At 60.8% G+C, this 26,698-nt stretch carries 21 protein-coding genes and 4 pseudogenes; 12 read left to right on the forward strand and 13 right to left on the reverse strand.

Annotation, left to right across the window (positions count from 1 at the left end):
* Nucleotides 1-31: 31 nt before the first annotated feature.
* On the forward strand, nt 32-1,732 hold the full coding sequence (locus RHIBR816_RS0132210; RefSeq protein ID WP_018240710.1) for an IS66 family transposase: 1,701 nt from the start codon (nt 32-34) through the stop codon (nt 1,730-1,732).
* Here RHIBR816_RS0132210 and RHIBR816_RS0132215 read toward each other — a convergent pair.
* A complete protein-coding gene (locus tag RHIBR816_RS0132215; RefSeq protein ID WP_018240711.1) occupies nt 1,713-1,946 on the reverse strand; it encodes a DUF6429 family protein in 234 nt (77 codons plus the stop codon). The two genes, RHIBR816_RS0132210 and RHIBR816_RS0132215, sit on opposite strands and share 20 nt — an antisense overlap.
* Before the next feature lie 53 nt (nt 1,947-1,999).
* On the opposite strand from RHIBR816_RS0132215, the pseudogene RHIBR816_RS36865 reads away from it, so the two are divergent.
* Nucleotides 2,000-4,341 (forward strand): annotated as a pseudogene (locus RHIBR816_RS36865) (Tn3 family transposase); the annotation flags it as partial.
* 299 nt (nt 4,342-4,640) lie between these two features.
* Here RHIBR816_RS36865 and RHIBR816_RS39135 read toward each other — a convergent pair.
* From RHIBR816_RS39135 to RHIBR816_RS35025, 4 genes and pseudogenes are all read right to left on the reverse strand, one after another.
* Nucleotides 4,641-4,865, reverse strand: a pseudogene (locus RHIBR816_RS39135) (EAL domain-containing protein); the annotation flags it as partial.
* Between the two features lie 49 nt (nt 4,866-4,914).
* Nucleotides 4,915-5,397, reverse strand: coding sequence for a flavin reductase (locus tag RHIBR816_RS0132235; protein WP_245262786.1), 483 nt, complete (start codon nt 5,395-5,397; stop codon nt 4,915-4,917).
* Nucleotides 5,398-5,715: 318 nt separating this feature from the next.
* Nucleotides 5,716-6,573, reverse strand: a complete 858-nt coding sequence (locus tag RHIBR816_RS0132240; RefSeq protein ID WP_018240714.1) for a sterol desaturase family protein — start codon at nt 6,571-6,573, stop codon at nt 5,716-5,718.
* Between the two features lie 499 nt (nt 6,574-7,072).
* A pseudogene (locus tag RHIBR816_RS35025) lies at nt 7,073-7,563 on the reverse strand (ATP-binding protein); the annotation flags it as partial.
* A gap of 5 nt (nt 7,564-7,568) precedes the next feature.
* Between RHIBR816_RS35025 and RHIBR816_RS35030 the strand changes: the two are divergent.
* Nucleotides 7,569-9,108, forward strand: a pseudogene (locus RHIBR816_RS35030) (molybdopterin-dependent oxidoreductase); the annotation flags it as partial.
* A 42-nt stretch (nt 9,109-9,150) separates the two neighbouring features.
* Here RHIBR816_RS35030 and RHIBR816_RS0132255 read toward each other — a convergent pair.
* Nucleotides 9,151-9,981, reverse strand: coding sequence for a helix-turn-helix domain-containing protein (locus tag RHIBR816_RS0132255; protein WP_018240715.1), 831 nt, complete (start codon nt 9,979-9,981; stop codon nt 9,151-9,153).
* A 166-nt stretch (nt 9,982-10,147) separates the two neighbouring features.
* On the opposite strand from RHIBR816_RS0132255, the gene RHIBR816_RS0132260 reads away from it, so the two are divergent.
* The 7 genes from RHIBR816_RS0132260 (at nt 10,148) to RHIBR816_RS0132290 (ending at nt 18,515) form a co-directional block, all read left to right on the forward strand.
* On the forward strand, nt 10,148-11,374 hold the full coding sequence (locus RHIBR816_RS0132260; RefSeq protein ID WP_018240716.1) for an MFS transporter: 1,227 nt from the start codon (nt 10,148-10,150) through the stop codon (nt 11,372-11,374).
* Nucleotides 11,375-11,428: 54 nt separating this feature from the next.
* Nucleotides 11,429-12,616 carry a mandelate racemase/muconate lactonizing enzyme family protein gene (locus RHIBR816_RS0132265; RefSeq protein WP_018240717.1) on the forward strand — a complete coding sequence of 396 codons (1,188 nt, stop codon included), beginning with the start codon at nt 11,429-11,431 and terminating at the stop codon, nt 12,614-12,616.
* Between the two features lie 106 nt (nt 12,617-12,722).
* A complete protein-coding gene (locus RHIBR816_RS0132270) occupies nt 12,723-13,739 on the forward strand; it encodes an amino acid ABC transporter substrate-binding protein (RefSeq protein WP_018240718.1) in 1,017 nt (338 codons plus the stop codon).
* 121 nt (nt 13,740-13,860) lie between these two features.
* Nucleotides 13,861-15,123: an amino acid ABC transporter permease gene (locus tag RHIBR816_RS0132275; RefSeq protein WP_018240719.1), complete on the forward strand. Its 1,263-nt coding sequence runs from the start codon at nt 13,861-13,863 to the stop codon at nt 15,121-15,123.
* A gap of 1 nt (nt 15,124) precedes the next feature.
* Nucleotides 15,125-16,414 carry an amino acid ABC transporter permease gene (locus tag RHIBR816_RS0132280; RefSeq protein WP_018240720.1) on the forward strand — a complete coding sequence of 430 codons (1,290 nt, stop codon included), beginning with the start codon at nt 15,125-15,127 and terminating at the stop codon, nt 16,412-16,414.
* Between the two features lie 10 nt (nt 16,415-16,424).
* Complete coding sequence (locus RHIBR816_RS0132285) at nt 16,425-17,216, forward strand: amino acid ABC transporter ATP-binding protein (protein ID WP_018240721.1); 792 nt, start codon at nt 16,425-16,427, stop codon at nt 17,214-17,216.
* Nucleotides 17,217-17,309: 93 nt separating this feature from the next.
* On the forward strand, nt 17,310-18,515 hold the full coding sequence (locus tag RHIBR816_RS0132290; RefSeq protein ID WP_026187683.1) for a MalY/PatB family protein: 1,206 nt from the start codon (nt 17,310-17,312) through the stop codon (nt 18,513-18,515).
* A 37-nt stretch (nt 18,516-18,552) separates the two neighbouring features.
* Here the strand turns inward: RHIBR816_RS0132290 and RHIBR816_RS0132295 are convergent, their stop codons facing one another.
* The 7 genes from RHIBR816_RS0132295 to RHIBR816_RS35035 form a co-directional block, all read right to left on the reverse strand.
* Nucleotides 18,553-19,233: a cupin domain-containing protein gene (locus RHIBR816_RS0132295; RefSeq protein ID WP_018240723.1), complete on the reverse strand. Its 681-nt coding sequence runs from the start codon at nt 19,231-19,233 to the stop codon at nt 18,553-18,555.
* Entirely contained in the window at nt 19,220-20,260 is a 1,041-nt protein-coding gene (locus tag RHIBR816_RS0132300; protein WP_026187684.1) for an alcohol dehydrogenase, read from the reverse strand. The genes RHIBR816_RS0132295 and RHIBR816_RS0132300 overlap by 14 nt, the downstream gene beginning before the upstream one ends.
* 11 nt (nt 20,261-20,271) lie before the next feature.
* A complete protein-coding gene (locus RHIBR816_RS0132305; RefSeq protein ID WP_018240725.1) occupies nt 20,272-21,414 on the reverse strand; it encodes an FAD-dependent oxidoreductase in 1,143 nt (380 codons plus the stop codon).
* Between the two features lie 54 nt (nt 21,415-21,468).
* Complete coding sequence (locus RHIBR816_RS0132310) at nt 21,469-21,750, reverse strand: hypothetical protein (protein WP_026187685.1); 282 nt, start codon at nt 21,748-21,750, stop codon at nt 21,469-21,471.
* A 203-nt stretch (nt 21,751-21,953) separates the two neighbouring features.
* Entirely contained in the window at nt 21,954-23,003 is a 1,050-nt protein-coding gene (gcvA, locus tag RHIBR816_RS0132315; RefSeq protein WP_018240727.1) for a transcriptional regulator GcvA, read from the reverse strand.
* A 103-nt stretch (nt 23,004-23,106) separates the two neighbouring features.
* Entirely contained in the window at nt 23,107-24,426 is a 1,320-nt protein-coding gene (locus tag RHIBR816_RS0132320; RefSeq protein WP_018240728.1) for a tetratricopeptide repeat protein, read from the reverse strand.
* A gap of 165 nt (nt 24,427-24,591) precedes the next feature.
* Nucleotides 24,592-25,128: a type 1 glutamine amidotransferase domain-containing protein gene (locus tag RHIBR816_RS35035; protein WP_018240729.1), complete on the reverse strand. Its 537-nt coding sequence runs from the start codon at nt 25,126-25,128 to the stop codon at nt 24,592-24,594.
* 304 nt (nt 25,129-25,432) lie between these two features.
* Here RHIBR816_RS35035 and RHIBR816_RS0132330 point away from each other — a divergent pair, with 304 nt between their 5' ends.
* Nucleotides 25,433-25,672 carry a type II toxin-antitoxin system ParD family antitoxin gene (locus RHIBR816_RS0132330; protein WP_018240730.1) on the forward strand — a complete coding sequence of 80 codons (240 nt, stop codon included), beginning with the start codon at nt 25,433-25,435 and terminating at the stop codon, nt 25,670-25,672.
* 729 nt (nt 25,673-26,401) lie between these two features.
* Nucleotides 26,402-26,659: a hypothetical protein gene (locus RHIBR816_RS0132335; protein ID WP_018240731.1), complete on the forward strand. Its 258-nt coding sequence runs from the start codon at nt 26,402-26,404 to the stop codon at nt 26,657-26,659.
* Nucleotides 26,660-26,698 lie beyond the last annotated feature (39 nt).

Consider the following 26,698-nt stretch of genomic DNA (forward strand, 5'->3'; position numbering starts at 1 on the left):
AAATATTGAATGAATCTGATCGAATGGCTTCATGACTTCGAAGCCTGTGGATCTTCCTGCGGACCTTGCGAGCGCCTATCTGGCGCTGCTTTCCGAGCGTGAGATGTTACAGGCTGAACGTGATGTCGTTGTTGCCGAGCGCGACACCGTCGTGGCGGAGCGGGACATTGCGGTGGCGCAAGCCGCCAACGCCCAGGCGATGCTGTCCGACAGCGAGGCGTTGATCGCCAAACTGGAGCTGGCGATCGAAAAGCTGAGGCGGGAGCTTCGCGGAAAGCGTTCCGAGCGCACGGCGCGCCTGATCGACCAGATGGAATTGCAGCTCGAAGAGCTGGTGATGGCCGCGACAGAGGACGAGGTTGCAGCCCAGGCGGCTGCCGCCAAGACCGCGAGCGTACGTTCGTTCACACGCAAGCGTCCGGTCCGAAAGCCGTGGCCGGAGGATATCGAGCGCGAGCGCGTGGTGATCGATCCGCCAGCCACCTGTGCCTGCTGCGGCGGGTCGCGCCTGTCGAAACTGGGCGAGGACGTCACCGAGACGCTCGAGGAGGTTCCGCGCCGGTTCAAGGTGATCGAAACCGTACGCGAGAAATTTAGCTGCCGGGACTGCGAGAAGATCAGCCAGGCGCCGGCGCCGTTCCATGCGACGCCGCGCGGCTTCATCGGTCCTCATCTGCTGGCGACGATCCTCTTTGACAAGTTCGGCATGCATAGCCCGCTCAACCGCCAGAGCACCCGGTTCAAATGCGAGGGCATCGAGCTTTCGACCTCGACGTTGGCCGACCAGGTCGGGTATGGAACGGCCGCGCTCCTGCCGATCTTTGATCTGATCGAAACGCATGTCTTCGCGGCCGAGCGGCTTTTTGGCGACGACACCACCATTCCCATCCAGGCCAAAGACAAATGCACGACCGGGCGAATATGGACCTACGTGTGCGATGACCGGCCCTACGGCGGCGCGGCAGCGCCGGCGGCCATATACTATGCGTCGAGCGACCGCCGCGGCGAGCACCCGCAGAAGCACCTGGCCGAATATGGCGGCATTCTGCAGAGTGATTGCTACAATGGCTTCGAGCCGCTCAGTGTCGCCGAAAAGAAAGCGGTACCGATCACCTTCGCCTTTTGTCATGCGCACTCGCGGCGCAAATTCTTTGAGCTGGCCGACATCCAGAAAAATGCCCGCGACCGCAAACGCAAGGGCAAGCCAATCTCGCCGATCGCATTGGAGGCCGTCCAACGGTACGACGCGCTGTTTGAGATCGAGCGCGAGATCAATGGATTGAGCGCCGCAGAACGACTGGCCGCGCGGCAGGAAAAGAGCAAGCCGCTGTTCGATAACATGCACGCGTGGCTGAAACGGGAGCGCGCCTCGCTCAGCAAATCGTCCGAGGTGATCGAGCCGATCGATTACATGCTGAAGCGCTGGGATGGCTTTGCCCGTTTCCTCGACGATGGCCGGATTTGTCTCACGAACAATGCGGCCGAGCGCGCGCTGAGAGGAATTGCCCTCGGGCGTCGAAACTGGACCTTCGCCGGCTCCCAGCGTGGGGCCGATCGTGCCGCCATCATGCTCTCCGTCATCACGACTTGCCGTCTCAACGACGTCGACCCAAAGGCGTGGCTCGCCGATGTGTTTAGCCGCATCGCCGATCTTCCCGTCTCCCGCCTGCACGAACTGCTGCCGTGGCAATGGAAGACACACAAAGGGACGGCTATTGCGACGGCCGCGTAAACAGCTCCCGGAACAATGCTTCCGAACGCGCCAAGCCTTCATCGGTCAGGATCAATGACTTCGACTTGTTGACTGGGTCGCCGATCAAGCCCTTCTTGTGAAGCCGATCCGTCGTTGCCCAGTCGAAGCCCTTCCAGGCACAGCGTTCGTTATGCAGCGTCAGCCATAGCAGCGCCAAAACCGCATCGTCGACCTTGTCCTCATCGATCTCCATGAACCCACGTTACCACGCGCGGCGCTCAAAATCCTGCGGCTCTGCTCGGATGGATACCCTGGGCGAGAACACCAGCATTATCGCCGGCCGCGACCAATCTCGATAGAATCGCCGAGCGCCTTCGCTTTCTTCGATCACTAAACCTGCCGACGACGTTGATGGAGCGCATTCCGGACAAAGTCTTTGATGAATTCGCCGCAGAGGGAGTGCGAATGAGCGCACCTGCGCGATCTCAACCCCGAACGCCGGCATGCGCTGGCGGCGACGGTACTGTATCTTTCCCGCCATCTGACTGACAGCGCCATCGACATGTTCAAGAAACTCATCATGGGGATGTTGACGCGCCGTGCCGACAATCAGGCCGCCGCCCGCGTCACCCGCTCTGTGCGGGAGGTGCAGAAGCCACTGAAGGACGTTTCGAAAGTTTGCCACGCGATCATCGAGGCCAAGGAGAAAGGCGAGGATATCGCCAAGGCGCTCGAACAGGTCGTTCAATGGCCAGCCTTTGTCGCCAATGTCCAGGCGGTCGACACTCTGATCGCGCCGGATGTCATCGACGGCAAAATCGAAATGCTCCAGCGCTATCCGACGATCCGGAAACTGGCACCGCAATTTCTGTCGACACTCGTGTTCCGCGGTCACGCCGTGGCCGCGAATCTTTTGCGGGCGCTCTCCATGATTGCCGATCTCTACCGCACTGGGAAACGCGCGATCCCGGACAGGGCTCCGATCTCCTTCGTCCCCAAAGGCTGGATGTCTCTCATTCTGCAGGATGGCAAGATCGATCGCAGAGCCTACGAACTCTGCCTGTTCAGCGAGCTGAAGCGCCGGCTTGATGCTGGCGATGTCTGGGTGGAGGGGGCGAAGCGCTTCCAGTCCTTCGAAAGCTTTCTCATTCCCAGGCCGACATTCGAGCTGATGCGCGAGGAAGGCCCGCTTCCAGTCGCCGTCGATACCGACGTGGAAACCTATCTCAACCAGCAGCGCCAGATTCTGAATGACGGATTGGCTGACCTCTCTCGTCTTGCGACTGCCGGCGAGCTCGACGATGTCGAATTGACCGAGGCTGGCTTCAGCGTCACGCCACACAAGGCGATGTTTCCGGACATCGCCAAGTCGCTGAAGCCGAAGGTGGAAAGCCGTCTGCCCGCGATCCGCATCACCGATCTTTTGCTCGAGGTGGATGCCCGCACGGGATTTTCCAACGCTTTCACACATCTGCGCACCAGTCGGGGCGCCGACGACAAGCTCGCTTTGCTCACCGCAATCCTAGCGGACGGTATCAATCTTGGCCTGACGAGAATGGCCGATGTGTCGCCCGGGTTGACGATGCGTCAGCTCGCCTGGGCGCATGACTGGCACATTCGCGAGGAAGGCTACACCGCCGCTCATGCCATCCTCGTCAACGCCCAGAGGCAATTGCCTCTTGCGAAGCTGTGGGGCGATGGAACCACGTCATCTTCTGACGGCCAGTATTTTCCGGCGGGAGGGCACGCCGAGGCGATTGGTGATCTCAACGCGCGATACGGCCCCAACCCGGGCGCCAAATTCTACCGCTTCACCTCCGACCAGTACGGGGCTTTCCACATCATCGCCATGAACGCCAATGCGAGCAAGGCCATCTATGTTCTCGATGGTCTGCTCTACCATGGGAGCGATCTTGCTATCGAAACCCACTATGTCGATACCGGCGGCGTGAGCGACATGAGTTTTGCGCTTTGCTATCTCGTTGGTTTCCAGCTTGTGCCTCGGCTGCGCGGCCTCAAGGATCGCAAGCTATATCTCTTCCCTGGTGACACGCCTCGTCCAAATCTCGAGTCCCTCATCGGCGAGCCCATCAATGTCGAGCGGATCAAGGCAAACTGGAATGATATCCTGCGTCTCGTCACGACAATCCGTTCCGGCCAAGTGCGACCTTCGACCTTGCTGGCGAAGCTGTCCGCATTTCCGCGTCAAAACGGACTGGCGCTCGCACTTCGCGATCTCGGTCGCATCAACAGGACAATCTTCTTGCCGCAATGGTGGCAGAACCCCGAAATGCGCAGGAACGCAACCGCCGGCCTTCAACAAGAGCGAAGCCCAGAACACCTTGGCGCGCGCGCTGTTCTTCAATCGTCTCGGAGAGCTGCGGGACAGGACCTTCGAGAGCCAGTTCTACCGGGCATCCGGGCTGAACCTGCTCATCAATGCCATTGTCTACTGGAATACGCTCTATCTCGAACCGGCTTTCGCCGAGCTCAATCGTGAAGGCATCGCCACGCCCCCGGATGTGATCAAACATATCACCCCGCTCGGCTGGCAGCATATCAGCCTGACCGGAGATTACATCTGGACCCCGACGAACAGCCCCGACCTCAGGCCGCTGCGGCGAGAAACATCGATCCTCGCCGCGTGATCACCCTATGTTCTCAAATGTCGGACAGATTCACCACTTTCGTGTCGTGACGCCGTGACGAAGTTGCGGGCGGAGGATATCCAACGCGACTGCCTGTCTCTTCACCGGCTGCTAGCCAGCCATGAGGCCAGTTTTCTGTTGCAGCGCGGCTCGGGTTTACTATTGTCGAGTGGCCCCTTGAATTCGAACGCTCGGGTGCGAAGCCTCCCTGTTGCCGTAGCAGCAGTGGAGGCTTTTCTAGCTGCCAATAGGAACATGGTCGAACAGGGAGCCGCCCTCGGCAGACGGGTCGGGAATGGCTACGGTGAAGTTTTGTCCAGCCATGACTGCATAAGCTCCGGTAACTGTGGAGCGGGCAGGGGACGTGCGAAGAGGTAACCTTGCGCCTCATCGAAGCCTTCGGCCTTGATAATCTCGAGCTGGTCTGCAGTCTCCACGCCTTCGACGGTTGTTGTGATTCCCAGCGTGCGTCCAATTCCGGCAACCGCCCTGAGGATCGCCAGCGATTCCTTGCCGGCCGGTAGGGCGGCAAGCGAATGCAGACGATCCGATTTGACCCTCTTGCCATTTTCTTCAGGCCCGGATCTCGGCAAGACGCACAGCGCTGACGCCAACGCGGTGGAAGTCTCGCCCGAAATAGATGAGCCCATCAGAACCGGGCTGATATCGAACGGCCGTCACTGCGCAATAGAAAACGGTGTGGGTGCCCACTTCCGAAGCAGAATCGATCTGACAATCGATAGCACAGACAGCCCCATCGAGCACCGGAGCGCCCGTTTCAAGGACACTCCATTTAGCACAGGCGAGGCGTTCGCTGACCGACAGCCCCTTCGTAGCAAACTGCATCGCAACGTCACGCTGATCGGCTGATAGAACGTTGACACAGAGATTTCCATTCTTGCGAATGATTTCGTTGTTGGCGCTCGAGCGATTGATGCAGACGAGGAGCGTCGGCGGCTCGTCCGTCACCGAGCAGGCTGCGGAGACTGTACATCCTGCAAGGCCCGCGGCCCCGTTCGACGTGACGATATTAACTGCCGCAGCAAGACCTGCCATTGCGTCTCGGTACTGGGACCTATCAACCATGTGAATCCTGCATCTCACAAGTGAAATCACTTGGCAGCCGCATCGCCGCGACACTTCGCGTCCGAATGCGTTTCTTTGCTGCGCGATCCATACCAGATGATGGTAATCTACCTACTTGATTCGGAGGCGAATATCAGAACACGTCGTGGTCACACTTGCCGGTAGCATCTTCGCCAGAAATCTTTGACTCGAACATCCTGTGCCCGCTTCAAGTCTCGGGCCGGATATGATGCACATTCTTGATGGTTTTGGGATCTCGACAGTCAGATTCGAAGCGTAGATCTCCATTCAATCCCCAGCCCCTACATCACTTCCGACTTTAGCTCTACGCCAGCGACGTCGATCGAATGGGAACATAATGTAATCGCGCACGGTGAGCGGCTCGGGCTGGTCTCGGAGGCCAACTTCTGGCCACTCATTCTTTTTTGGCCAGTATGCCGTTAGAAAAATCGTGTCCCAGACGGTTGTAAAGAATCCATAGTTTCGGTGCCGATGATGCGGTTCCATCGAGTGGTGAATGCGGTGGAACTTATTATCGCCAATGATGTACCGAAGCGGCCCAAGATTGATGCGGGTGCTAGAGTGTGAAAGATGGGCCTGAAAGGTAATAAGGGTCATGGCAACAACGGGCACCACGCCAGACTCGAAGTGGATCAGCGCGAGTGGTAGTGCTACTAACGCTGCGTAAATGATGGGCTCGGTAACGTGATGATTGCAATTCCATGCCGTCAATTCGCGGATCGAGTGGTGAGTAGCGTGCAGGCGCCAGAGGAATGGAACAGCATGCTGAGCGCGGTGCATCCAGTAGTAAAAGAAGTCGCCGGCAATCGCGACCAAGACCCCTGAAAGGACGGCCAATCCATTGTTAATGATTGCGTTGTCAGAGTGAAGCAACGTACCGAAGTCGATTGTTACGAGCGGCTTTACCCCTAACCAGTCCAAGCTTACCGCGTAGAGGTGCCAGATCAACGCACCCCATCCCAGGCGAATAATCCAATTCCGCACGCCGCGAACATATGAGGCAAAACTGTAGCGATAAGCCGGAAAGGTTAGCTCCAGCGCGGCGCAAACGGTAGCGAAAATCACAACCAACTCAAGCGATTTCACGAAGGACTGGATCATCTGACTAACATCGAGAACGTGCATTTGATTGCTCCGGCGAATCGTTCAAATACGCCAACCTCAGGTCGGAGTGACTCTCATCAACGCGGTCGTCTTCGTCACGAGGGCGGGTCCAATAGTTATGAATCTCCAGCGGGCTCGACAAACTCGGGTCGGCATCCGGATCGATATCCGCGCAGAAAGAACGAACTGCATCTAGCCACGTCTTGCAAATTTCCTTTCCACTGCGCATCCAAACGGTGATCATTCCGCCGGCACCGCGGGGACGTGCTATGGGGCATTCTCGCAGATTGGTAAAATCAATTGTTTGGATAAAACCCATCCATGGCCCAAATGGTTGAGGAGTCCAGTAGACGACGTGGCCTGCGCGAGGCGACCAACTATGCCTCAGTGTGCTGAGGCGGCGACCTCCCATGGCAGCAGAGCCTTGTAATAGCCAGCAGTGTAGCGAGCGGCTGTGCCCTGAGTGCGCGCTTCGCAAAAGCTGGACATTAATTCCGCTAAATCCCGGACAGCAATTTCACTAAAGTCGGGACAGTTTGACGAGGTTGGTCCTCGGCAGCCTGGTTTCGCCGTTTTCAGCACCAGTCAAGAGGGGTGTGCTTTTTTGCTTTCGCATGCTCTCGCCGCGGAGAGTGATGCGGTGAGCATTGTGCACGATACGGTCGAGTATGCGTCGGCGACCGTGCTGTCGGCAATAAGATCGTGCCAGCTTGCCACGGGAACCTGGGCTGTGATCAGGGTGGATTTTCTCTGATAGCTCTCCTCGACGATTTCGAACAGGTGGAAGCGCTGCTGATCGGAGAGCGTATGTGTTCCAAAGTCATCGAGGATGAGGAACTGGACGCGAGTGAGCTTGTCGATGAGGCGGGGGAAGGAGCCGTCGAGGCGGGCAAGGGCAAGATCCTCGAACATGCGCGGCACGCGCGCATAGAGCACGGAGTGACCGAGCCTGGCCGCTTGCCTGCCGGAAGCACAGGCCAGCCATGACTTGCCGGTGCCGGTATGGCCGGTGAAACGCCGAATGGCTCTCCTGCTTACCCGGCGACACCGCGTTGATGATGGGGATTGTCCACACGCTCGTCGTCGAGGGCAAGCATGATCGTGCCTTTCTGGAACGCTATACCTCGGGCTGGCCGATCTTCGAGCGCTACCTACTCGACGAGACGGACGGCCAGCCCGAAAATGCAGAGTGGGTGGCGGGCCTCACGGGGAGTGGCCGCTGACGAGATCGTCACGCTCGCCAGGCGCCTGCATGGCAAAGCGCGCGCTAATCGTCGTCTCGCATTCCCTGCAGCGCGCCGAGCATGGCGAGCAACTCGTCTGGATGGGCATGGTGCTTGCCGCTGCTCTTGGGCAGATCGGCTTGCCTGGCGGTGGCTATGGCTAAGCGCTTGGCGCGATCGCCTATTACGGACGCCGTTACAATGCAGTGCCGATCCCGACGCTGTCGCAGGGGCGCGGCGCAACGGCGTGAGCGACTTCATCCCTGTCGCGCGCATCGCGGATATGCTGCTTCATCCCGGCGAGGCCTATCGCTTCAATGGTGAAACCCGGACCTATCCCGAGATTAAGCTGGTCTATTGGGCCGGCGGCAATCCCTTCCATCATCACCAGGATCTCAACCGCCTGCGCAAGGCCTTTGCTCGCCTGGACACGCTGGTCGTACACGAGCTCGCCTGGACGGCGACCGCGCGCCATGCTGACTTTGTCCTGCCGTGCACGATGACTCTGGAGCGCGAGGACATCGGCGCCAACTCCAACGATCCGCTTCTTGTGCCGATGCATCCTATCGCTCCCCCTTATGGCGAAGCACGCGACGACTACGCCATCTTCGCCGATCTTGCCGAGCGGCTCGACGCGCGCGAGGCCTTCACGGAGGGGCGCAGGGATTGCCGGCGCCGAGCTTTGACGAATTCCGGAAAGGCGAGGGCTGCGTCCTCCCGCAGCAACCCGACGATGGCGGATACCTGCGGGCCTTCCGAAACGATCCGGCGGCAAATCCACTGCCGACACCAAGCGGCAAGCTGCAAATCTACTCCGAAACGATTGCGAGCTTTGAGGAAGCGGATTGTCCGGGCCATCCCACCTGGCTCGGAGCCGTCTATGTCCCCACTGAGACCGCACCCCTATGTGCTGATCTCCAACCAGCCGCGTACGCGTCTGCACAGCCAGCTCGATTTCGGCGGGCACAGCGTCGCGTCAAAGCACCGGGGCCGGGAGGTGGCGACGATGCATCCCGGGGATGCGGCGTCGCGCGGCATCTCCGAGGGCGACATCATCCGGCTGTCCGACGAGCGCGGCGCATGCCTCGCAGCCGTCACCCTTTCGGACGGCGTCCGGCGCGGCGTCATCCAGCTTGCGACGGGAGCGTGGTATGATCCCGCCGATCCGAACGAGGAGAAGTCGCTCTGCGTTCACGGCAATCCGAATGTCTTGACCCGCGACATCGGCACCTCGGCGCTGGCCCAGGGCTGCACCGGGCAACTGACGACCGTGCAGGTGGAGCGTTTCGACGGAAACTTGCCCGAGATCCGGGCCTTTGATCCACCGGTGTGATCGCTGTTCCGGGCAGCCCGGCCGCGCACCCTGCTGCATTCCTCAGCCCGCCATATTCTGACCGGCAAACTCCGTCGTCGATCCTGCACTCTCCCTTACATGCCTGCGCATGTAAGCCTGGGGACTGCTGCCCATTTCCGTGCGGAATGCATAAACGAATGCGGATGTCGAACCGTAACCAAGCTCCATGGCGACCTGTGTCACACCCAAACCACCGCCGAGAAGCTCTATCGAACGGAAGAGCCGCAGCCGCCGTCGCCACGAGCGGAGACTCATGCCCAGTTCCGTGTTGAAGCGGCGAGCCAACGTCCGAGGGGAGATGTTGAGCGACTTGCCCCATTCCTCCGGGCCCCGGTCATCCGTCGGGTCCAGATAAAGCGCCTCGCACAGTGTGGTCAGCGGCGCCCTTCGCGGCCACGGCAAAGCCGACGGCAGCGGCTGGACTCGTACAAGCTGATCGAGGATGAGGGCAGTCACCCGGCCTGAATATTCATCCCTATCTTCCTGCTCCTCAAGCTCCGTTGCCTCGACGATCAAGGCTTGGAGCAATGGCGACATCATGAAGATCGTCGGGACTTTCGGCAGGTTCGCGCCGGCTTCGTCGGCGATCCAGAGACTGCGGAACACGGCGCCGAGAAGCGAACCGACCCGATGGACGACGCCGGTCGGCAACCACACGGCCTGATCCGGGGTGATCACGAAGGACTCCGCTTCCGTGTAAACCGTCAGCACGCCGGAGATGGCATAGACCAACTGGTGCCAGGTATGTGAATGCTCCGGAAAGTAATGGCGCGCGGGAATCGATTGCGCCCGTACCGTTATCGGCTGGGGAGGGCGAAGCCCGGACGGTGTGTTGATCGGATGCCAGATCATGCTTGAGCTCCATTTTGGCAGTTATTCTATATAGATTGTCGGCCCATTGAAATACAGCCAAATCAAAACGCGCTAATTTCCAATCACATCAAATGCCAAGCGCCTTTTCCGCCCGACGCGACCACAGCTCGCGCCGGATCAGTCCTCTCATGCCTTGTGAAGCCGGATGTCAGAAATTACCGCAAGCAACGTGCTCGAACCCGATGCCTCGTCCTATTATGCCGCCGCACGCGGCAACCTTGCGAGGCTGACGATTGCACAGGCTTTGGGCGGTGCGAATTCGGCAGTCGTGTACTCCACCGGGGCGATCGTCGGAAACACGCTCGCTCCTACCCCGGCACTCGCAACGATGCCGATTTCGATGTTCGTCGTGGGAATGGCGCTCTCGACATTGCCGGCGGGCGCTATCGCCCAACGATATGGTCGCCGCACAGCCTTTCTGGTTGGAACGGGGTGCGGCGTGCTCGTCGGCCTTCTGGCGGCGTTCGCGGTGGTGATTGGCTCCTTTTGGCTCTACTGCGCAGCGACGCTCTTCGGGGGCGCCTATGCCGCCGTGGTGCTTTCCTTCCGTTTCGCTGCTGCAGACTGCGTGCCGGCTGAACGACGTCCGCGCGCTCTGTCCTTCGTCATGGCCGGCGGGGTCTTCGCCGGCGTGATCGGGCCGCAGCTTGTCAACAATACGATGTATCTGTCGATGCCCTACATGTTCGCCGCCAGCTATCTTGCCCAGGCGGCGGTGGCTGCTGTCTCGGCGCTGCTGTTGATTGGTGTTCGGCTTCCGACACCCACCAGAGTGGAGGCAGCGGGCGGCCGCCCCCTTGGTGTCATCGCCCGCCAACCACGCTTCATAACGGCCGTGATCTGCGGGGTCGTCTCATACCTGCTCATGAACTTCCTCATGACCGCGGCACCTTTGGCCATGCAGCTCTGCGGCCTGTCGCAGGAATCGTCCAACCTCGCCATTCAATGGCATGTGATCGCGATGTACGCGCCGAGCTTCTTCACGGGGCGCCTGATTACGCGCTTCGGCGCGCCCAGTCTGGTCATGACCGGTCTTGTTCTGACGGGCATTTCGGCGGCCGTCGGATTGACGGGGGTCGATGTGGCGCATTTCTGGATCACCCTCATCGTGCTCGGTGTCGGCTGGAACTTCGGGTTCCTTGGTGCGTCCGCTCTGGTGCTCGAATGCCACCGTCCCGAGGAGAAGGCGCGCGTGCAGTCGCTCAACGACTTCGCCGTATTCGGAACGATGACCCTCGGCTCGTTCCTCTCGGGGGGACTGCTGACAGCCTACGGCTGGAACGTCATCCTCGCGCTCTCCTTCATTCCCCTCGTACTGGCCCTTCTCGCGCTCGGCGGGACCTCTGTGCGCGGCGCGGCGGGGTCGCGATGACTGCAATCCTCGCAACTTCAACAACCGGATGAAACGCTCGCTGGAGTCGTCGCAATGAAGATAACCAAAGTCGAGACGCTGGAAATCGACCTCTCCGGACAGAACGGCATCGCGCTCTGGCGTCCCATCTTCGCACGGATCCACACCGAAGCGGGCATTACCGGGCTCGGCGAGGCTTCATTGGCGTTCGGCACGGGATCCGAGGCCGTGGGGCCAATGATCCGCAAGCTCGCCGAGCGTTTCGTGTTGGGTCATGACCCGAGCGACACCGAAACCATCTGGGAGCAAATGCTGGGCCAATCGTTCTGGGCGCAAGGCGGCGGACCGGTGATCTTCGGCGCCATGAGCGCGCTCGATGCGGCCCTCTGGGACATCAAGGGCAAGGCTGCTGGACTGCCCGTTCATCGCCTGCTTGGCGCGAAGACGCCGGAGCCGCTGCGTTGCTATGCAAGCCAGCTGCATTTCGGTTGGGAGGCGGAGCACAGGATGCACGACGACCCCGCCGAATACCGCGAAACCGCGCAGATAGTGCGGGAGGAAGGCTATGACTGCGTCAAGCTCTGTCCGGTCTATGTCGCTCCGGGCGGCGGACGCGCGCGCCATCGTAGCCTCCTGACACCGCAAACCCGCAAGCTGGCTCATGACAGGATGGAGGCCATTCGCGAGGGGCTCGGTCCCGATGTCGATATCATCCTCGAATTGAATGGGCTCACCTCGACCGCGTCCGCACTGCAGATTGCTGAGATGTTCGCCGAATTCGGTGTGCTCTTCATCGAGGAACCGACTCACTACAACAACCCCGAAGCCCATCTGAAAGTGGCGGCGCGCTCGCCGATCCCAATGGCGACCGGAGAGCGGCTCTACACACGCTGGGGCTTCTTGCCCTATCTGCAGGCGGGTGCCATCGACATGATCCAGCCTGATATCGGCCTGGTTGGCGGAATCTCCGAGGGTATGAAGATCGCGCATCTCGCGCACGCCTTCGATGTCGGGGTTCAAGCGCATGTCTGCGGCACGCCGCTTTCGACGGCGATGGCGCTTCAGTTCGAAGCGGCGATCCCGAATTTCGAAATCCACGAGCACCACACCTTCTCACTGAAAGCCTGCAATCGCGACCTGTTTGAGGAAGACCTCCAGCCGGTCGACGGCCGGTTGGCGGTACCGACCGAGCCGGGTTTCGGGATGACGCTGAGAAAGGATGCCGAACAGCGCATGGAAATCGGAACGGTCAGTCTGAGGTAGTCACCAGACGCGGCCTGAAGAAGGGCAAAACGACGGGAGGAACGAAGAGAACTCGACAACAGAAATTCGAAGTCAGTTTCGGTAACAAAACCAATGGGGAACGAAAATGAAGAAATCTCTATTCCTGGTAACGCTCGGCGCAGCCGCTCTTCTGTCCAGTACAGCAATGGCGGGAACGCTCGACGAGGTAAAGGCGCGCGGCAAGCTCAACTGCGGCGTCAGCTCGGGTACGGCGGGCTTTTCAGCTCCTGATGCGAAGGGCGTCTGGCAGGGCTTTGATGTGGCATTCTGCCGGGCCGTCGCTGCAGCCGTGCTCGGCGATCCGATGAAGGTCGAGTTTGTCCCGACCACCGGTCAGACCCGCTTTACCGCCCTTGCCTCCGGCGAGATCGATGTGCTGTCGCGTGCGACCACCTGGACCTTTTCGCGCGACACCGACCTGAAGCTTACCTTCGCGGGCACCAACTTCTACGATGGCCAAGCCTTCCTGGTGAAGAAGGAACTGGGCGTGTCCTCGGCCAAGGATCTCAACGGCGCCACCGTCTGCATCCAGTCAGGCACCACCACGGAGCTCAACCTCGCGGAATATTTCCGCATCAACAAAATGAGCTATGAACCGGTACCGGTCGATTCAAGCGCCGAAGGAGAGCGGCAATACCAGGCAGGAGCTTGCGACGTTTATACCAGCGACGGCTCCAATCTCGCCTCCGTCCGCGCCAGCTTCAAGAACCCGCCGGACCACGTCATCCTGCCGGAGATCGTCTCGAAGGAGCCGCTTGGACCGATCGTGCGCCAGGGGGACGAGCAGTGGGCGGACATCGTGCACTGGACGCAGAACGCGCTGTTTGCCGCCGAGGAGCTGGGCGTGACCCAGGCCAATGTGGACCAGCTTGCAGATGGCTCGGACAATCCGGAAATCAACCGCCTTCTCGGCAAGGAAGGCGATCTCGGCAAGATGCTGGGGCTTGATGCCGAATGGGCCAGGCGTGCCGTCGCCGCCGGTGGAAACTATGGCGAGATCTTTGCTGCTAACCTCGGAGACGACACGCCGATCCGCCTGGCGCGGGGGCTTAACGCGCCGTGGACCAAGGGAGGCTTGCTGTACTCCCAGCCGTTCCGGTGAGAACACTTTGAGGCGCGTGGCTCAAGCCACGCGCCCATCGTGACGGAACGCATGACAGTGCTGCATCCGCCGCTCATCCTTGCAGGCGAAGAATGTTGCGGCCACTTGCAGGGATTCGCCAATGGCAAACGCAATCACCATCGACAGCCGCGGTCTGAACCGGCCGTTCCGGTTGAACATGCTTCTCAATGATAGCCGGTACCGGTCCTGCACGATCCAGATCTTCGTGCTGATGTGCCTCATGCTGGGGATCGCCTGGCTGGTGGACAACACAGTCCGCAATCTCGCGCTTCTGGGGAAGGATTTCTCCTTTTCCTTTCTGTGGAGCACAGCCGGCTACGACATCAACCAACGGCTCATCGATTACGACACCCAGATGACCCACGCCCGCGCGGCTCTTGTGGGGCTTTTGAACACGGTGGTCCTCGCCGTTCTCTCCTGTGTTCTGGCCACGGTCATTGGCGTGCTTGCGGGTGTGCTGCGACTGTCCGGAAACTCGATCGTGGCGCGGCTGATGACCGTCTATGTCGAGGTCTTCCGCAATATTCCGCTGCTGCTCTGGATCCTCGTCTTCGGTGCGATCATGAGTGAAGCGGTACCGGCGCCGAACGCGTTCAAGGGCGAGAATGCCACCGCCAGCATGATCCTCGGCGCGGCGGCCATTACCAATCGCGGCGTGTTCATCCCCGAGCCGCTGTTTGCCCTGGACCTCGGGACGCTCAATCTCGGCGTCTTTGAGCCTAGCCTGAACGCAATCGCTGCCATTGGAGTCGTGATCGCCTGTTTGCTCGTCAATCGAGCGCTGGTGCGTCATGCCGACCGTGTTCAGAGCAAAACCGGTATCAGGCCGGTGACCTGGTGGAAGACGATCGCTGTCCTCCTATGCCCACCGCTCCTCCTGCTTTGGGTGCTCGGCTTTCATCTCGGTTATCCCGAACTGCGCGGCTTCAATTTCCAGGGCGGGCTACAGCTGCGCAATGCGCTGATCGCAATGTGGCTCGGGCTCGGCATCTACACCGGCGCCTTCATCGCCGAGAATGTCCGGGCAGGTATTCTAGCAATCTCAAGAGGGCAGACCGAGGCGGCCTCTGCACTCGGTCTGCGGCCAGGGAAGACGATGCGGTTGGTGATCCTGCCGCAGGCGCTCCGGGTGATCGTGCCGCCGCTGATCTCGCAGTATCTCAACATCACCAAGAATACGTCGCTTGGGTTGGCAGTCGGCTATATGGACCTGCGCTCGACGCTCGGCGGGATCACCATCAACCAGACCGGACGCGAACTCGAAGGCATGCTGCTGCTCATGCTGATCTATCTGGCGCTGAGCCTCATCATCTCCGGGTCGATGAACGCCTACAATGCCCGCGTCGGGCTGAAGGAGCGTTGATATGAATGAACGCAACCCTGCCTTTGTCCGTGGGGAGATGCTGCCAGCGCGCGAGCCGCCAGCCGGTGAAATGGGTCTCCTGAAACTCCTGCGCAAGAGCCTCTTCAACAACTGGCTGAGTTCAATTCTCACGGTGATTTCACTCATCGTATTGGTCTGGATCGTGCGGTCGACGTCTCCCTGGCTTTTCGACTCCGTCTGGAATGCTCATTCGCTCAGTGAATGCCGCCAGATGCTCGGCGTCGCGGAGGGGGCTTGCTGGGCGGTGATCCGCGATCGATGGACTCAGCTTCTGTTCGGCTTCTATCCGCCCGAGCAATATTGGCGGCCGGTGCTCGCCTTCGCGCTGATGCTCCTCGCACTGTCGCCGGTCCTCTTCCCGCCTGTGCCGCGCAGGCTGCTCTGGTTCAGCGCCGTCTTTCCGGGGCTCGCCTATTGGCTGATCTGGGGAGGAACCCTCTGGCTTCCCGTCACGGCCTATGCGGGCATTGCCGTCGGCGCCGTCTCGTTGCGGCTGACGGCGCGGCTCGGCGCAGGTGTCGGCGCCGGGCTGGCTTTCATTGGTGCGCTCACCTGGTGGTTCTTCGCGTCGGAGCCGGTCACGACGATGCTCGGCCAGCTTCTGCCGCTGTCGCTTGCCCCCGTCACCTCGCGCGAGGTGGGTGGCTTCCTGCTGTCGATCGTCATCGGGGTCACCGGCATCTCGTTTTCGCTGCCGCTTGGCATCGTGCTGGCGCTGGGGCGACGCTCGAAGATGCCGCTCGTGAAAACCCTCAGCGTCGTGTTCATCGAGTTCATTCGCGGCGTGCCGCTGATCACGCTGCTGTTCACCGCCTCGCTGCTGCTCAACTACTTCCTGCCGCCGGGGACGAACTTCGACCTCATCCTGCGGGTCATCATCATGGTGACCCTCTTTGCCACCGCCTATATGGCCGAGGTGATCCGGGGCGGTCTGGCGGCCCTGCCGCGGGGCCAGTATGAGGCGGCCGAGGCCCTCGGCCTGGACTACTGGAAGGCGCAGCGGCTCGTCATCATGCCGCAGGCGCTCAAGATCTCGATCCCAGGCATCGTCAATTCGTTCATCGGCCTCTTCAAGGACACGACCCTGGTCGTATTCATCGGCCTGCTGGACCCGATCGCGCTCTCCAATTCGATCCGGGCGACGACCAACTGGCAGGGTATCTATTGGGAGCTCTTCGTCTTCATCGGCGCCCTGTTCTTCATCTTCTGCTTCGGCATGTCGCGGTACTCGATGCATCTCGAGCGCCGCCTGAGAACCGACCACCGCTAAGGAGGCCACCATGATGGAACCGCATTACGAAACCGAGATCGACCGTAGCCGCATGAGGGTGTCGGACGAGGTCGCAATCCGGATCGAGGACATGAACAAGTGGTACGGGAATTACCACGCGCTTCGCGACATCAACCTGACTGTGAGGCGCGGCGAGCGCATTGTCATCGCGGGTCCCTCGGGATCGGGGAAATCGACGATGATCCGTTGCGTCAATCGCCTTGAGGAGCATCAGGCGGGCAGAATCGTCGTGGACGGGATCGAGCTGTCATCGGACCTGAAAAACATCGATAAGGTGCGCTCGGAAGTGGGCATGGTGTTCCAGCACTTCAACCTCTTTCCGCATCTGACAATCCTCGAGAATTGCACGCTCGCTCCGATTTGGGTGCGAGAAATCCCCAGGAAGGAAGCGATCGACGCGGCGATGCACTTTCTGGAAAAGGTCAAGATCCCCGAGCAGGCCCATAAATATCCCGGCCAGCTTTCCGGCGGCCAGCAGCAGCGGGTGGCGATTGCCCGTTCGCTCTGCATGAAGCCGAAGATCATGCTCTTCGACGAGCCGACCTCTGCGCTCGACCCCGAGATGATCAAGGAGGTGCTGGACACGATGATTGACCTCGCCGAAGAGGGCATGACCATGCTCTGCGTCACGCACGAGATGGGTTTCGCGCAAGCGGTCGCCAATCGCGTGATCTTCATGGATCAGGGGCAGATCGTCGAAGAAAACAATCCGCACGACTTCTTCAATAACCCGCAGTCAGAGCGCACCAGGCTCTTCCTAAGCCAGATCCTCAGGCACTGACGTCTTCTGTGCCGGACCGTGGGCCAATGGATCCCTCCGAGCTTGGCCGCCGGTGCCGTTATTCCTTCTTTTGTTTTCCACCATGAGGACCTCATGAACATCTCCGTCCAAACAAGCTGCCTTAATGAGGTGACCGACCGTCGTGGTTCGAACTCTTTGAAATGGGATTGTGCGAAGACGATGCTGCCGCCGGAAGCGGCCGCCTTCGATCCGCTGCCGATGTGGGTCGCCGACATGGACTTCCGGACGCCCCAACCGGTGATCGATGCGCTCATCGAAGCGGCGCAATTTGGCGTCTTCGGCTATCCCGCCGGAGCGCGCGACGGCTATGTCGCTGCCGTGACGGGCTGGCAGCAACGCCGTTTCGGCTGGGAGGTTGCGCCGAATTGGGTGGTTCCGGTCTCGGGCGTGATCACCTCGCTCAAGACCATCGTGCAAGCCTTTTCGGCTCCCGGCGACAGCGTTCTGATCCAGCCGCCAGTCTATGCGCATTTCCGCGACGACGTGCTCATGAATGGGCGCTTTCCGGTGAGCGCGCCGCTCACCCGCACGGAAACGGGCTATCGCTACGACGCGGGAGTGTTCGAGGCCGCGATCCGTCCGAATACGAGGATCTTCATTCTCTCGAACCCGCACAACCCGACCGGCAATGTCTGGACCGAGGATGAGTTGCGCAGCATGGGTGAGATCTGCGGCCGGCACGGTGTTCTTGTCGTCTCCGATGAGATCCACCAGGACCTGATCATGAATCCGACGCGCCGGCATGTGCCGTTCGCCAGCCTCTCCAAGGCGTTCGCTGAAAATTCGATCACCTGCACCGCACCCTCCAAGACCTTCAACCTGCCGGGTTTGCAATGTGCGAATGCCTTCATCCCGAACCCGCGCCTGCGGGCGGAATTCCAGCGTCAGCTGGAGCGCAACCTGTATCCGCGCGTGAACGTGATGGGCATGGTTGCGGCCGAAGCCGCCTATACCCACGGCGAGCCGTGGCTCGCGACACTTCTTACATATGTTCGCGCCAACCACATCCATTTCGCGGCTGCGATCAACGGACTGAAGGCGGGGCTCGAGGTGCTTCCAGCGGACGCGCTTTATCTGGCTTGGATGGACTGCCGGGCCTTGGGTCTCGACGCCGAAGCGCTCGAGAAATTCATGCTGACCAAGGCGCGGATCTGGCTCGATAAGGGACAGAAGTTCGGCGTGGAGGGGCATGGCTATATGCGTGTGAACCTCGGCTGCCCCCGTGCCACGGTCGACGAGGCGATTGCCCGGCTCACGGCTGCTGTCGCGGAGGTATGATCCGTGCCGCGACGGCAGACCAAGTTATAGCGTTGGCTCAGGCCCGCATCTGCAGCACGTCGGGATGCTGAAGTGGTGCATCCTTAATCCAGATCTCAGCGCCTTCAGGTCCGGCGATCGCTTCAAGCGGCTCGCCTGCTGGCAGCCGGCCCCAACTTTGCGGATTCAGTTGCTCCGCGCGAGCTGTGAGGCCGCCCGAAAGCACGAGGAACTCGAGACCCCGGCGATTTTCAACTGTTATGGTCGAACCTCGCCGCCAGTGCTCGATCGATACGCGTTCCTTCCCGTCGTCGAACAACACGCGCTCTGCCTCGGCTCCATCGCGTGAACGGGCTGTCTCACCCTCGCCAGGCTGGCGAACGATCTGCGTGTTGTCGCCCTCACGATACTGCCAGAGGCGCACGAAGATCGTGCAGCCGTCCTTCGACGCCGGCACATGCGAAGTGCCGGGCGGGTTGCGAAAGTAGCACCCCGCCGGATAGTCGCCGTGCTCGTCCTGGAACGTGCCCTCAAGCACGAGAATTTCCTCGCCGCCGTTATGGACATGGCGTGGAAACATACTTCCCGGCGCGTAGCGCACGATCGTGGTGGCGCGCGCAACTTCACCGCCGACGCGATAGAGCATGCAGCGATCGACGCCTGCGGAAGGGCTCGGGACCCAGTCGAGCTTCGCCGAATGGACGATCACCGGCTTTGTCAGATCTTCATTGATCCGCATTGGTCTGATCTCCGATCGTGAGTACGATCCGGAATTTCGCGTCACCGGACCTCATTCGTTGAACAGCTTCGGGGGCGCGCTCCAGCGGCATGGTTTCGATCATCGGACGCACACCCGTCAGAACGCTGAAATCCAGCGTCTTCTCGTTCTCGAACGGCGAACCGGTGATCGAGCCGATCACGCCGCGTTCGGCCCCCACCAGATACCCGGTCGATACGGGCAGCGGATCCTTACCGATGCCGAGCACGATGAGGCGGCCTTCCGGCGCAAGGGCAGGCAGCAACGCGGTAACGGCCGTTGGATTGCCGGTCGTGGTCAAAATCGCCTTCGCGCCGCCCATCGCATTGATTACGTCGGCGGCACTTTCCCTGTCGTTGTCGATGTAGCGATGAGCGCCCAGTTTCATCGCATCCTCGACGATGTCCTCGCCACGGCCCACAGCCACCACCCGGAATCCCATCTTACGGGCATACTGAAGCGCCATGTGGCCGAGACCGCCGATTCCAAGAATGGCAACGGTGTCCCCGGCCTCGGCGCCTGATTTCTTCAGCGCGTTGAAGGTGGCAATGCCGGCGCAGAGGATGGGCGCGGCCTCCCCAGACGACAGTTCGTCCGGGATGGAAATGAGGCCAGTCGCTCGAGCAATCATCATCTCCGCATAGCCGCCGTCGCAGGAGGATCCGACCGTCGGTTGATTGCGGCAGAGGTTGAAGCGGCCCCGGCGACACTCGTTGCATTCGTTGCAATGTCCGCCGAGACGGCCGACGCCCACACGCTGCCCGATCCTCCAGATCGACGGCGTGCTTGGACCTACGGCAACAATGCGGCCGACCACTTCGTGACCGGGCACCCGAGGGGGCTGCAGTGTCGGATCGGCTTTGTCAATGTCGCTCGCATCCGCGCCACAGATGCCGCAGGCTTCGACCACGATCAGCACTTCACCCGCGTTTGGCACAGGCGTTTGCCGCTCAACCAGCTCAAGGCTGCCCGGCGTCGTCACCTGCATGGCTCGATAAGTGGTCTTCATGGTTCTTTGTCCTATGCGCGGGATTCTTCGGACGTAGCGGCGAACGTGTATCCCTCGGACCTGTTCACCCTGCTGATGATTTCCGTTGCGGTTCGGGTGGCAGCTTCAACTGCCCCGGCCAAGTAGCCGGGCTCACTGATGCTGGTTTCGCTGCCTGCCAGCGAGATGTAATCGCGCCATTTTCCATTGACCCATGGCCGTCGGTCGGGACTGGGATGGCCGCTTGCCTGCCTGTCGTCGGCCGTCGCCGTCAAGGGGTCGTCCGTCCAGTCCTTGAACAAAGTCGCGCGGGGGCTGGCGGCCTCAGGCCCGAACATCTGAGCGAGTTGTTGAACCGATGCCGCGACGATCGCATCGCGTCCGACGGCTGCGCGCTCACCGGCAGGAACGCCGACGAAACCAAACAGTGCGGCTCGGCCCGAAGCGGTTGTCGCATCGTGGATCTCGACCAAGGGCCCCACCATGCTTTGCGCCGTGCCCGAAAGACCGGCGTCGCGCCAGAATGGGCGGTCGTAGAGCGCGAAGAACTTTGCATGCGGCGCCATCCAGGTCGGGGTTCGCCGCCATCGCTCGGATGTCGCGAAGTCGAGAGCGGGCGAGAACAGAACCTTTGCCTCAAGCAGACGCGGCGGCAGTGCGAACAGAACATGCGACGCCCGCTTCTTATGGGACAATCCGCTTGCATCGACGTACTGCATAACGACGTCTTGTCCATCCAGCGAGACGTGGGTCACACGGGCATTCACCTGAATGCTTTGCGCAGGCAGGCTTTCGGCAAGCGCCGATATGATCGCACCCGTGCCTCCTACGAGCCGCATAGACAGCGGTTCCTGTCGCATTCCGCGATAGCGCTGAGGAGCTTCGCGGGACATCCGCTGAAAAACCACGTCGCCGTCGCTGTTCTGCTCAAAGTAGTTGAGCCCCAGACGATGGACGAAGTCGCCCAGCGATGGCTGCATGTCGGGCCAGAACCACGACGGGCCAAGATCGAAGCCGTCACCCGATGGTTCACCGGTGGCGTCGACCGATAGAATTCGGCCGCCCAGGCGGTCTCTGGCCTCAAGGAGCGTGAAGCTGATACCGGCACGATGGAGGAGGCGGGCTGCGGTGAGGCCTGCAAGCCCTCCGCCGACGATCAGAACGGTTTGTGACACGGATGAGCTCCTCGTCAATATCGAGGGCTGGAGGACCGGCCCTTTCCTTATGGTTCAGGCCACGGCGTAGATGCGGATTTCCGGCGCGGCTGCCAGAAGCGGCTTCAGCCCGGCCACGACATCATCGGTGAACAGTTCGCTTTCGAGGTAGGCCTTCGCATCCTCGACGCTGTTGAAGCCGTGGAGGACCTGAACGTCGTCGTCGCGGACGAGAAGCTCCTTGGAGGTAGCGCCCGCAATCTGCGAGAGGAACGGCTCCTTGTACTTGTGATAGACGCCGGCGGCGGCGCGACGGTTCTCGGCAGCGATCTGCAGTGTAATTTCGAGATAAGCCATGATCATCCCTCTAACGTTGTCTTCAGCGATCGTTGGTTCTTCGAAAGCAGGGCCACTCCGCGGGAGATTTCTAGTGCCGGGATGTGCGCCTCGGACATTTGATTGCCGCTTGAAAGCCGCCCTGACAAATGAGAGTTTCTTGCCTTCGACAAAGAAAATCTTTGCCGGGTTCGCGGGATCGGCGTCTAAACTATGGAATTGGCTTATGTTAGTTGCGAGCGGATCGTGGCTGCTTCCTCGATCAGCCAACTGCGAAACGCCTGCAGTTTTGGCAGCGAAGCGTATTCCGAACGATAGACCACATAGTAGGCCAGCTTCGAAGCCACTTTGACCCCAGGAAACAGGCGCTGGAGCCGCCCAGCGGCCAGATCGTCGCGCGCCAGAATACTGCGCGCCAGAGCCACGCCTCTCCCTTCGATCGCCGCCTGGAGCACAGCCGCTGAGTTGTCGATTCTCATGCCCCTTTGTGGCTGGCTCTCGGGCACATCGGCTGCCCGCAGCCACATGTCCCAGGTGACGAAACCGATCGCTGGATCGACAGAGAGATCGTGGATGAGTGTGGTTCGAGTGAGATCAGCTGGTTCGGTCAAATTCCCAATGTCGCCGAAACTGGGCGAGCAAACCGGAAAGACGTCCTCGTCCATCAGTTTCTCCGCAGCCAGTTCCGGCCAGTTGCCGTCGCCGTATCGGACCCCGATGTCGATGCCATGGGCCTTGTAGTCGACCAGCTTCAAGCTTGTCTCAAGCCGAATATCGGTGCCCGGGCATCTGGCTTGGAAACGGTCGATGCGCGGAAGCAGCCACTTGGCGGCGAAGGCCGGACTGACGGTAACGTTGAGGACACTGCTCGTCGTCGACTCCCGAAGTCGTTCCAGTCCAATCCCGAGGCGATCGAGTCCGGCTCGGATGTCCGGAAGTGCGCGCTCGGCGCTGTCAGTCAAAGTGAGTCTCGTCTTCCCCGTGGCGCTGCGCTGAAACAGCGGTATGCCCAACCAGTCCTCGAGCCCGCGCACCATTTGTCCGACTGCAGCCGCCGTAACATTGAGCTCATCGGCCGCACCGGCAAAGCTGCCGTGACGTGCACTGGCTTCAAACGCACGCAGCGCATTGAGATAGACGGGCGCTTTCCTGTTCATGATGATCACTCGCTTGGAATGGCCGTCGGGCCGATTGCCGAGGCGGTCATAGATGACATCTTCGCCAAAGTCTTGCTGGGGCGAGCGTGTTGCGAGAATGGTACCGGATGCGTACATCACCGCCGAATTTGCATCGGCGAGGCGCCTGCCCGACCACGAGCCTCAGAAGATCGGCATCCCCCGGACCAGCTCGCGGAGTTAGCATGTGGCGCGGGGGTCTTCAGGCTGCGAGCAGGCCGTGCCAGCGCGTGTCGCGCGGCGACGGGCGGTGGTGCAGGCGGCGGTCGAGCAACCCGCGGGCCTTCACGGCCTCGCCGCTTCGCATGAGGGCGAGGAGAAGCATGTCCTCGATCATCTCGCGCTGCGCGCCACTGCCGCCGATGCGCACGACCTCGGCCGCAACCGGCTCCAGGAGACGGGCGCAGCCTGCGTAGTCCTCTTCCGCGAAGGACAAGGCGGCGCGGCAGATCGCCGGCACGACTGGCCCGGCGGGCAGGGCTCCGGCCTCGACCATGCCCGTCAACGCCTGCGCGCGCTGCTCGACCGCGCCCCTGTCGCCGACCGCCGCCGCGATAAGCGCCATATGGACATCGGCGAAGGCGAAGCCGGCCCTCTGGAAATATTCCCCGCAATAAGTTGCCGCCTCCGCCCACAGGCCCGCCGGAACCGTGTGGCCATAGGCCTGGAGCCGCCACAGGAAAGAAGCCGTGTCGCTGACCACGTTGACCGGCATTCCGGCCGTAACCGACGGCTGGATGTAATCCGCGTAGATCGAAAGCGCTCGCTCCGCATCACCGCGCTCGAGGGCGCCCAGCGCCGAGTGCCAGGCGATGTGGCTGTGCAGGATGCCAGTGCGGTCGTAGCGAGGCAGCCAGTCCGCGACCAGCCTCTCGGCGTCCTCGCCCGCGCCGCTCTCGTACATGGCGTGCGACAGCGCGTGCGCTGCGTTCGCGTTGTTGGTCCTGAGGTCGTAGCCGCGCTGCGTCAGCGCGCGTCCGAGCGTCACGTTGCCGTTCTCGGCATGGGCCCAGCCCCGGTAGGTGACGAACCACCAATCATCGGCGCCGTAGTGCTGGGCGAGGCGCTCACAGAGATCCACGCGCGCCTGGTCGTGGTCCGCCATCCCCGAGAAGGCGAAGAGCCCGAAGGCGCCGAGAGGCAGCGAGAGGATCAGGATGTCCCGCGGCCAGGTGTCGACGTGCGCGAGTGCCCGCTCCAGCGCCTTGGCCGACTGGCCGTTGATGGCAAGCGACAGCACCTCCACATGGCTCCGCTCCCGCTCGCTCCCGTGCCGGACTACGATCTCTTCCGCCGTTGCGATCCGCTCCTTGGCCTTGGCCAGTTCAGTGCGGATGGCGTGCAGGCGCGCACGCGCCGCATGGGCGAGTGCGAAATCCGGATCGGCTGCGATCGCCCCCTCCAAGGTTTCCGCGGCGCCGGGCCAGGTGGAGAGGAGCAGATCGATCCCCTCCCGGTAGCGTTCGGCCGCGAGGTCGGACGACGTCGAGAGTGGCAGGCCGCGGCTGTCGAGGTGGGTCATGGCAGGTTCCTCATTCCGGGATCGGGCAAACACCAGCGCCCATTGCGGGATGATTATACGGAATCGTCTCGTGGCTGTATTTTGACAATCTGCCAAATTATGTAGGATAACAGCCAAGTTGGAGGGCGGACGTGAGGCGCTCGTGGGCGCCCCAGAAGTTCGATTTTAGCCAAGACGCTTAGCAAGGGTTTCGGCGAGCGGTACGGCAGAAGCCGGGCTCTGACCCGTCATCAGGACGCCGTCGACGACGACGTTCGGTTCCCAGATCGCCTTGCTCTGGTAGTTGGCACCGCGGTTCTTGAGCTCGTCTTCGAGCGAGAACAGCAGGTGGTGGAGCAGTTCAATCTCGGTGTCTTCGGCATTCTTGAAGCCGGTGAGGTTGACTCCGTTCACGAGGTACTGGCCATCGTCCTTCTTGACGTCGCGCAGGATCGCCGGCGCATGGCACACCATGGCGATCGGACGACCCGCCTTGTGGAACTCACGGATCAGCTTGATGGCGAAGGAGTCGGAAGCCAGGTCCCAGAGCAGGCCGTAACCACCGGGGAAGAAGACAGCGTCGAACGTGCTGTAGTCGATGCTGCGCAGCTTGCGGGTATTGCGGGCTGCAAACATCGCCACCGGATCGGCCAGGAAGCGGTCAGTGTATTCGGTGGTGAATGGCGCCTTCATGCTGAGCAGGTCGATCGGGGCTTCGCCCATCGCACGTGGTAGTTAGTTGGGCCGCGCAAGCAAGTCAGGTGCCCGAATCTGGATCAAGGAATTTTGTCCGCCTTCGCCGCATGCATGGGTGTGCGCAGTGCAAAGGCGGCGCTTTTCCAGTGGGTGCAAGTCCCACCCGGCAACCGCTCCAGCCGGAACCAATCGGAGCAGGCATGGAGGAGACAACATCTCACAAGCCTCGAAAAGGTCGCCAGGCCTGATATGGATGGGCGAGCGCGTAATGTCAGTAATTGCGCAAAGTTCGTTATTGTGGGCATCCTATGAGGCAATAGGAGATGTTAACATGAACGTATCCATTGGTGACCGCTGGGAAGCGTTTGTATCCAGCATCGTCAAGGACGGCCGTTACGGGTCTGCCAGCGAAGTTGTGCGTGAAGGTCTGCGTCTGGTCGAAGAACGCGAACAGAAGGCTCTGACCACCCTGCTCAATAAATCGATTGCCAATGGCGGTGAAGCGTCGGATGCCGACATTGACGCTGCGCTGGAGGCCAAGGCCGCCCAACTGACCAAGGAAGGCTTCTAAGCGTGCCGCAGCTTCGTATGCTGCCTTCGGCACTCTCTGATCTGGTCAATATTTTCGAATACATAACCCGGCGGCAGCTTGGTCGTGGGACGCCGCTTTGTCGGGGAACTTCGGCAAAAATGCCGACACTGGCCGACCTTCCCGGTACCCTCGGCCGATCGCGGCCGGAGTTGCGTAAAGATGTCCGCAGCTCGGCGTTCAAGGGATAGGTCATCTTCTTCCGCGCTACGTCAACGAACGTTTCGAGGTAGTCAACATCATCGAGGGACACCGCGATATCGACGAACTGTTTTCGCCGGGCAATACGGACAAGTAACACCCGAGATCCACCTAACCTAACTGCCTGTGCCTTTACTGCTATCGCGGGTTCCGATGTGGCTTTTACTTACCGATTGCAATTGCAGCGCTAAGCTGAAATTTCGCCGCTCGCTTTTTACCTTGCGGTTTCAGCGCGGGGCGGGGAGGGAGCTGTAGTTTTGGCCGCGCTGGCACGCTCTAGAACGAACGCTTATCGACGATCGCTGCTCGCAAGTGCCTAAGTTGCTGTTGATGTTCGATATTGCAATGGCCTGGCAAAAAGTGACGCGCTGAAATCGTTAGCGGTAAATCGTCCGGCCTTTGTCGTCTAAACTCGACGGTGATATGAGAATTTTCGGTTTGAAACGGTAAAGTAGAACCCACAGAAAGGCTTACGTCGACATACTGCGTTTTGCGCTTTCCGAAAACAAGATGGTCGAACTCTCGGAGCGGATATTCGAGTTTCCTGTCGCCTTGGAATTGGGCATCGCGACACGTTCTGGATGGTCTTTCATGGAGTTGGGACTTTCGCGAATATCTGCCGCAGCGCTGCAAGCGCAGTTTCCCGACACAAATCTCAACGTCGAGAATGCCCGAAAGTGGCTTGCCGCGGCGCCATTGGAGCAATTTAACTTGAACCCTATCATCCTTGATGAAGTGAAACGATTGGGGCTGACGGCCGCGGCATGACCTGATCCGCGCTCCGCCACTCGTAGCCTCCGACCTGCA

The organism is Ensifer sp. BR816 (assembly GCF_000378985.1).
Taxonomy (GTDB): domain Bacteria; phylum Pseudomonadota; class Alphaproteobacteria; order Rhizobiales; family Rhizobiaceae; genus Sinorhizobium.

What these genes read in the sequence shown, in the direction of transcription:
- RHIBR816_RS0132210 (WP_018240710.1), top strand. Translation starts at nt 32, where the DNA reads ATGACTTCGAAGCCTGTGGATCTTCCTGCGGACCTTGCGAGCGCCTAT.
- RHIBR816_RS0132215 (WP_018240711.1), bottom strand. Translation starts at nt 1,946, where the DNA reads ATGGAGATCGATGAGGACAAGGTCGACGATGCGGTTTTGGCGCTGCTA.
- RHIBR816_RS0132235 (WP_245262786.1), bottom strand. Translation starts at nt 5,397, where the DNA reads ATGGCAGGTCTTGCTGCGGCAGTTAATATCGTCACGTCGAACGGGGCC.
- RHIBR816_RS0132240 (WP_018240714.1), bottom strand. Translation starts at nt 6,573, where the DNA reads ATGCACGTTCTCGATGTTAGTCAGATGATCCAGTCCTTCGTGAAATCG.
- RHIBR816_RS0132255 (WP_018240715.1), bottom strand. Translation starts at nt 9,981, where the DNA reads ATGATCTGGCATCCGATCAACACACCGTCCGGGCTTCGCCCTCCCCAG.
- RHIBR816_RS0132260 (WP_018240716.1), top strand. Translation starts at nt 10,148, where the DNA reads ATGTCAGAAATTACCGCAAGCAACGTGCTCGAACCCGATGCCTCGTCC.
- RHIBR816_RS0132265 (WP_018240717.1), top strand. Translation starts at nt 11,429, where the DNA reads ATGAAGATAACCAAAGTCGAGACGCTGGAAATCGACCTCTCCGGACAG.
- RHIBR816_RS0132270 (WP_018240718.1), top strand. Translation starts at nt 12,723, where the DNA reads ATGAAGAAATCTCTATTCCTGGTAACGCTCGGCGCAGCCGCTCTTCTG.
- RHIBR816_RS0132275 (WP_018240719.1), top strand. Translation starts at nt 13,861, where the DNA reads ATGGCAAACGCAATCACCATCGACAGCCGCGGTCTGAACCGGCCGTTC.
- RHIBR816_RS0132280 (WP_018240720.1), top strand. Translation starts at nt 15,125, where the DNA reads ATGAATGAACGCAACCCTGCCTTTGTCCGTGGGGAGATGCTGCCAGCG.
- RHIBR816_RS0132285 (WP_018240721.1), top strand. Translation starts at nt 16,425, where the DNA reads ATGATGGAACCGCATTACGAAACCGAGATCGACCGTAGCCGCATGAGG.
- RHIBR816_RS0132290 (WP_026187683.1), top strand. Translation starts at nt 17,310, where the DNA reads ATGAACATCTCCGTCCAAACAAGCTGCCTTAATGAGGTGACCGACCGT.
- RHIBR816_RS0132295 (WP_018240723.1), bottom strand. Translation starts at nt 19,233, where the DNA reads ATGCGGATCAATGAAGATCTGACAAAGCCGGTGATCGTCCATTCGGCG.
- RHIBR816_RS0132300 (WP_026187684.1), bottom strand. Translation starts at nt 20,260, where the DNA reads ATGAAGACCACTTATCGAGCCATGCAGGTGACGACGCCGGGCAGCCTT.
- RHIBR816_RS0132310 (WP_026187685.1), bottom strand. Translation starts at nt 21,750, where the DNA reads ATGGCTTATCTCGAAATTACACTGCAGATCGCTGCCGAGAACCGTCGC.
- gcvA (WP_018240727.1), bottom strand. Translation starts at nt 23,003, where the DNA reads ATGTACGCATCCGGTACCATTCTCGCAACACGCTCGCCCCAGCAAGAC.
- RHIBR816_RS0132320 (WP_018240728.1), bottom strand. Translation starts at nt 24,426, where the DNA reads ATGACCCACCTCGACAGCCGCGGCCTGCCACTCTCGACGTCGTCCGAC.
- RHIBR816_RS35035 (WP_018240729.1), bottom strand. Translation starts at nt 25,128, where the DNA reads ATGGGCGAAGCCCCGATCGACCTGCTCAGCATGAAGGCGCCATTCACC.
- RHIBR816_RS0132330 (WP_018240730.1), top strand. Translation starts at nt 25,433, where the DNA reads ATGAACGTATCCATTGGTGACCGCTGGGAAGCGTTTGTATCCAGCATC.
- RHIBR816_RS0132335 (WP_018240731.1), top strand. Translation starts at nt 26,402, where the DNA reads ATGGTCGAACTCTCGGAGCGGATATTCGAGTTTCCTGTCGCCTTGGAA.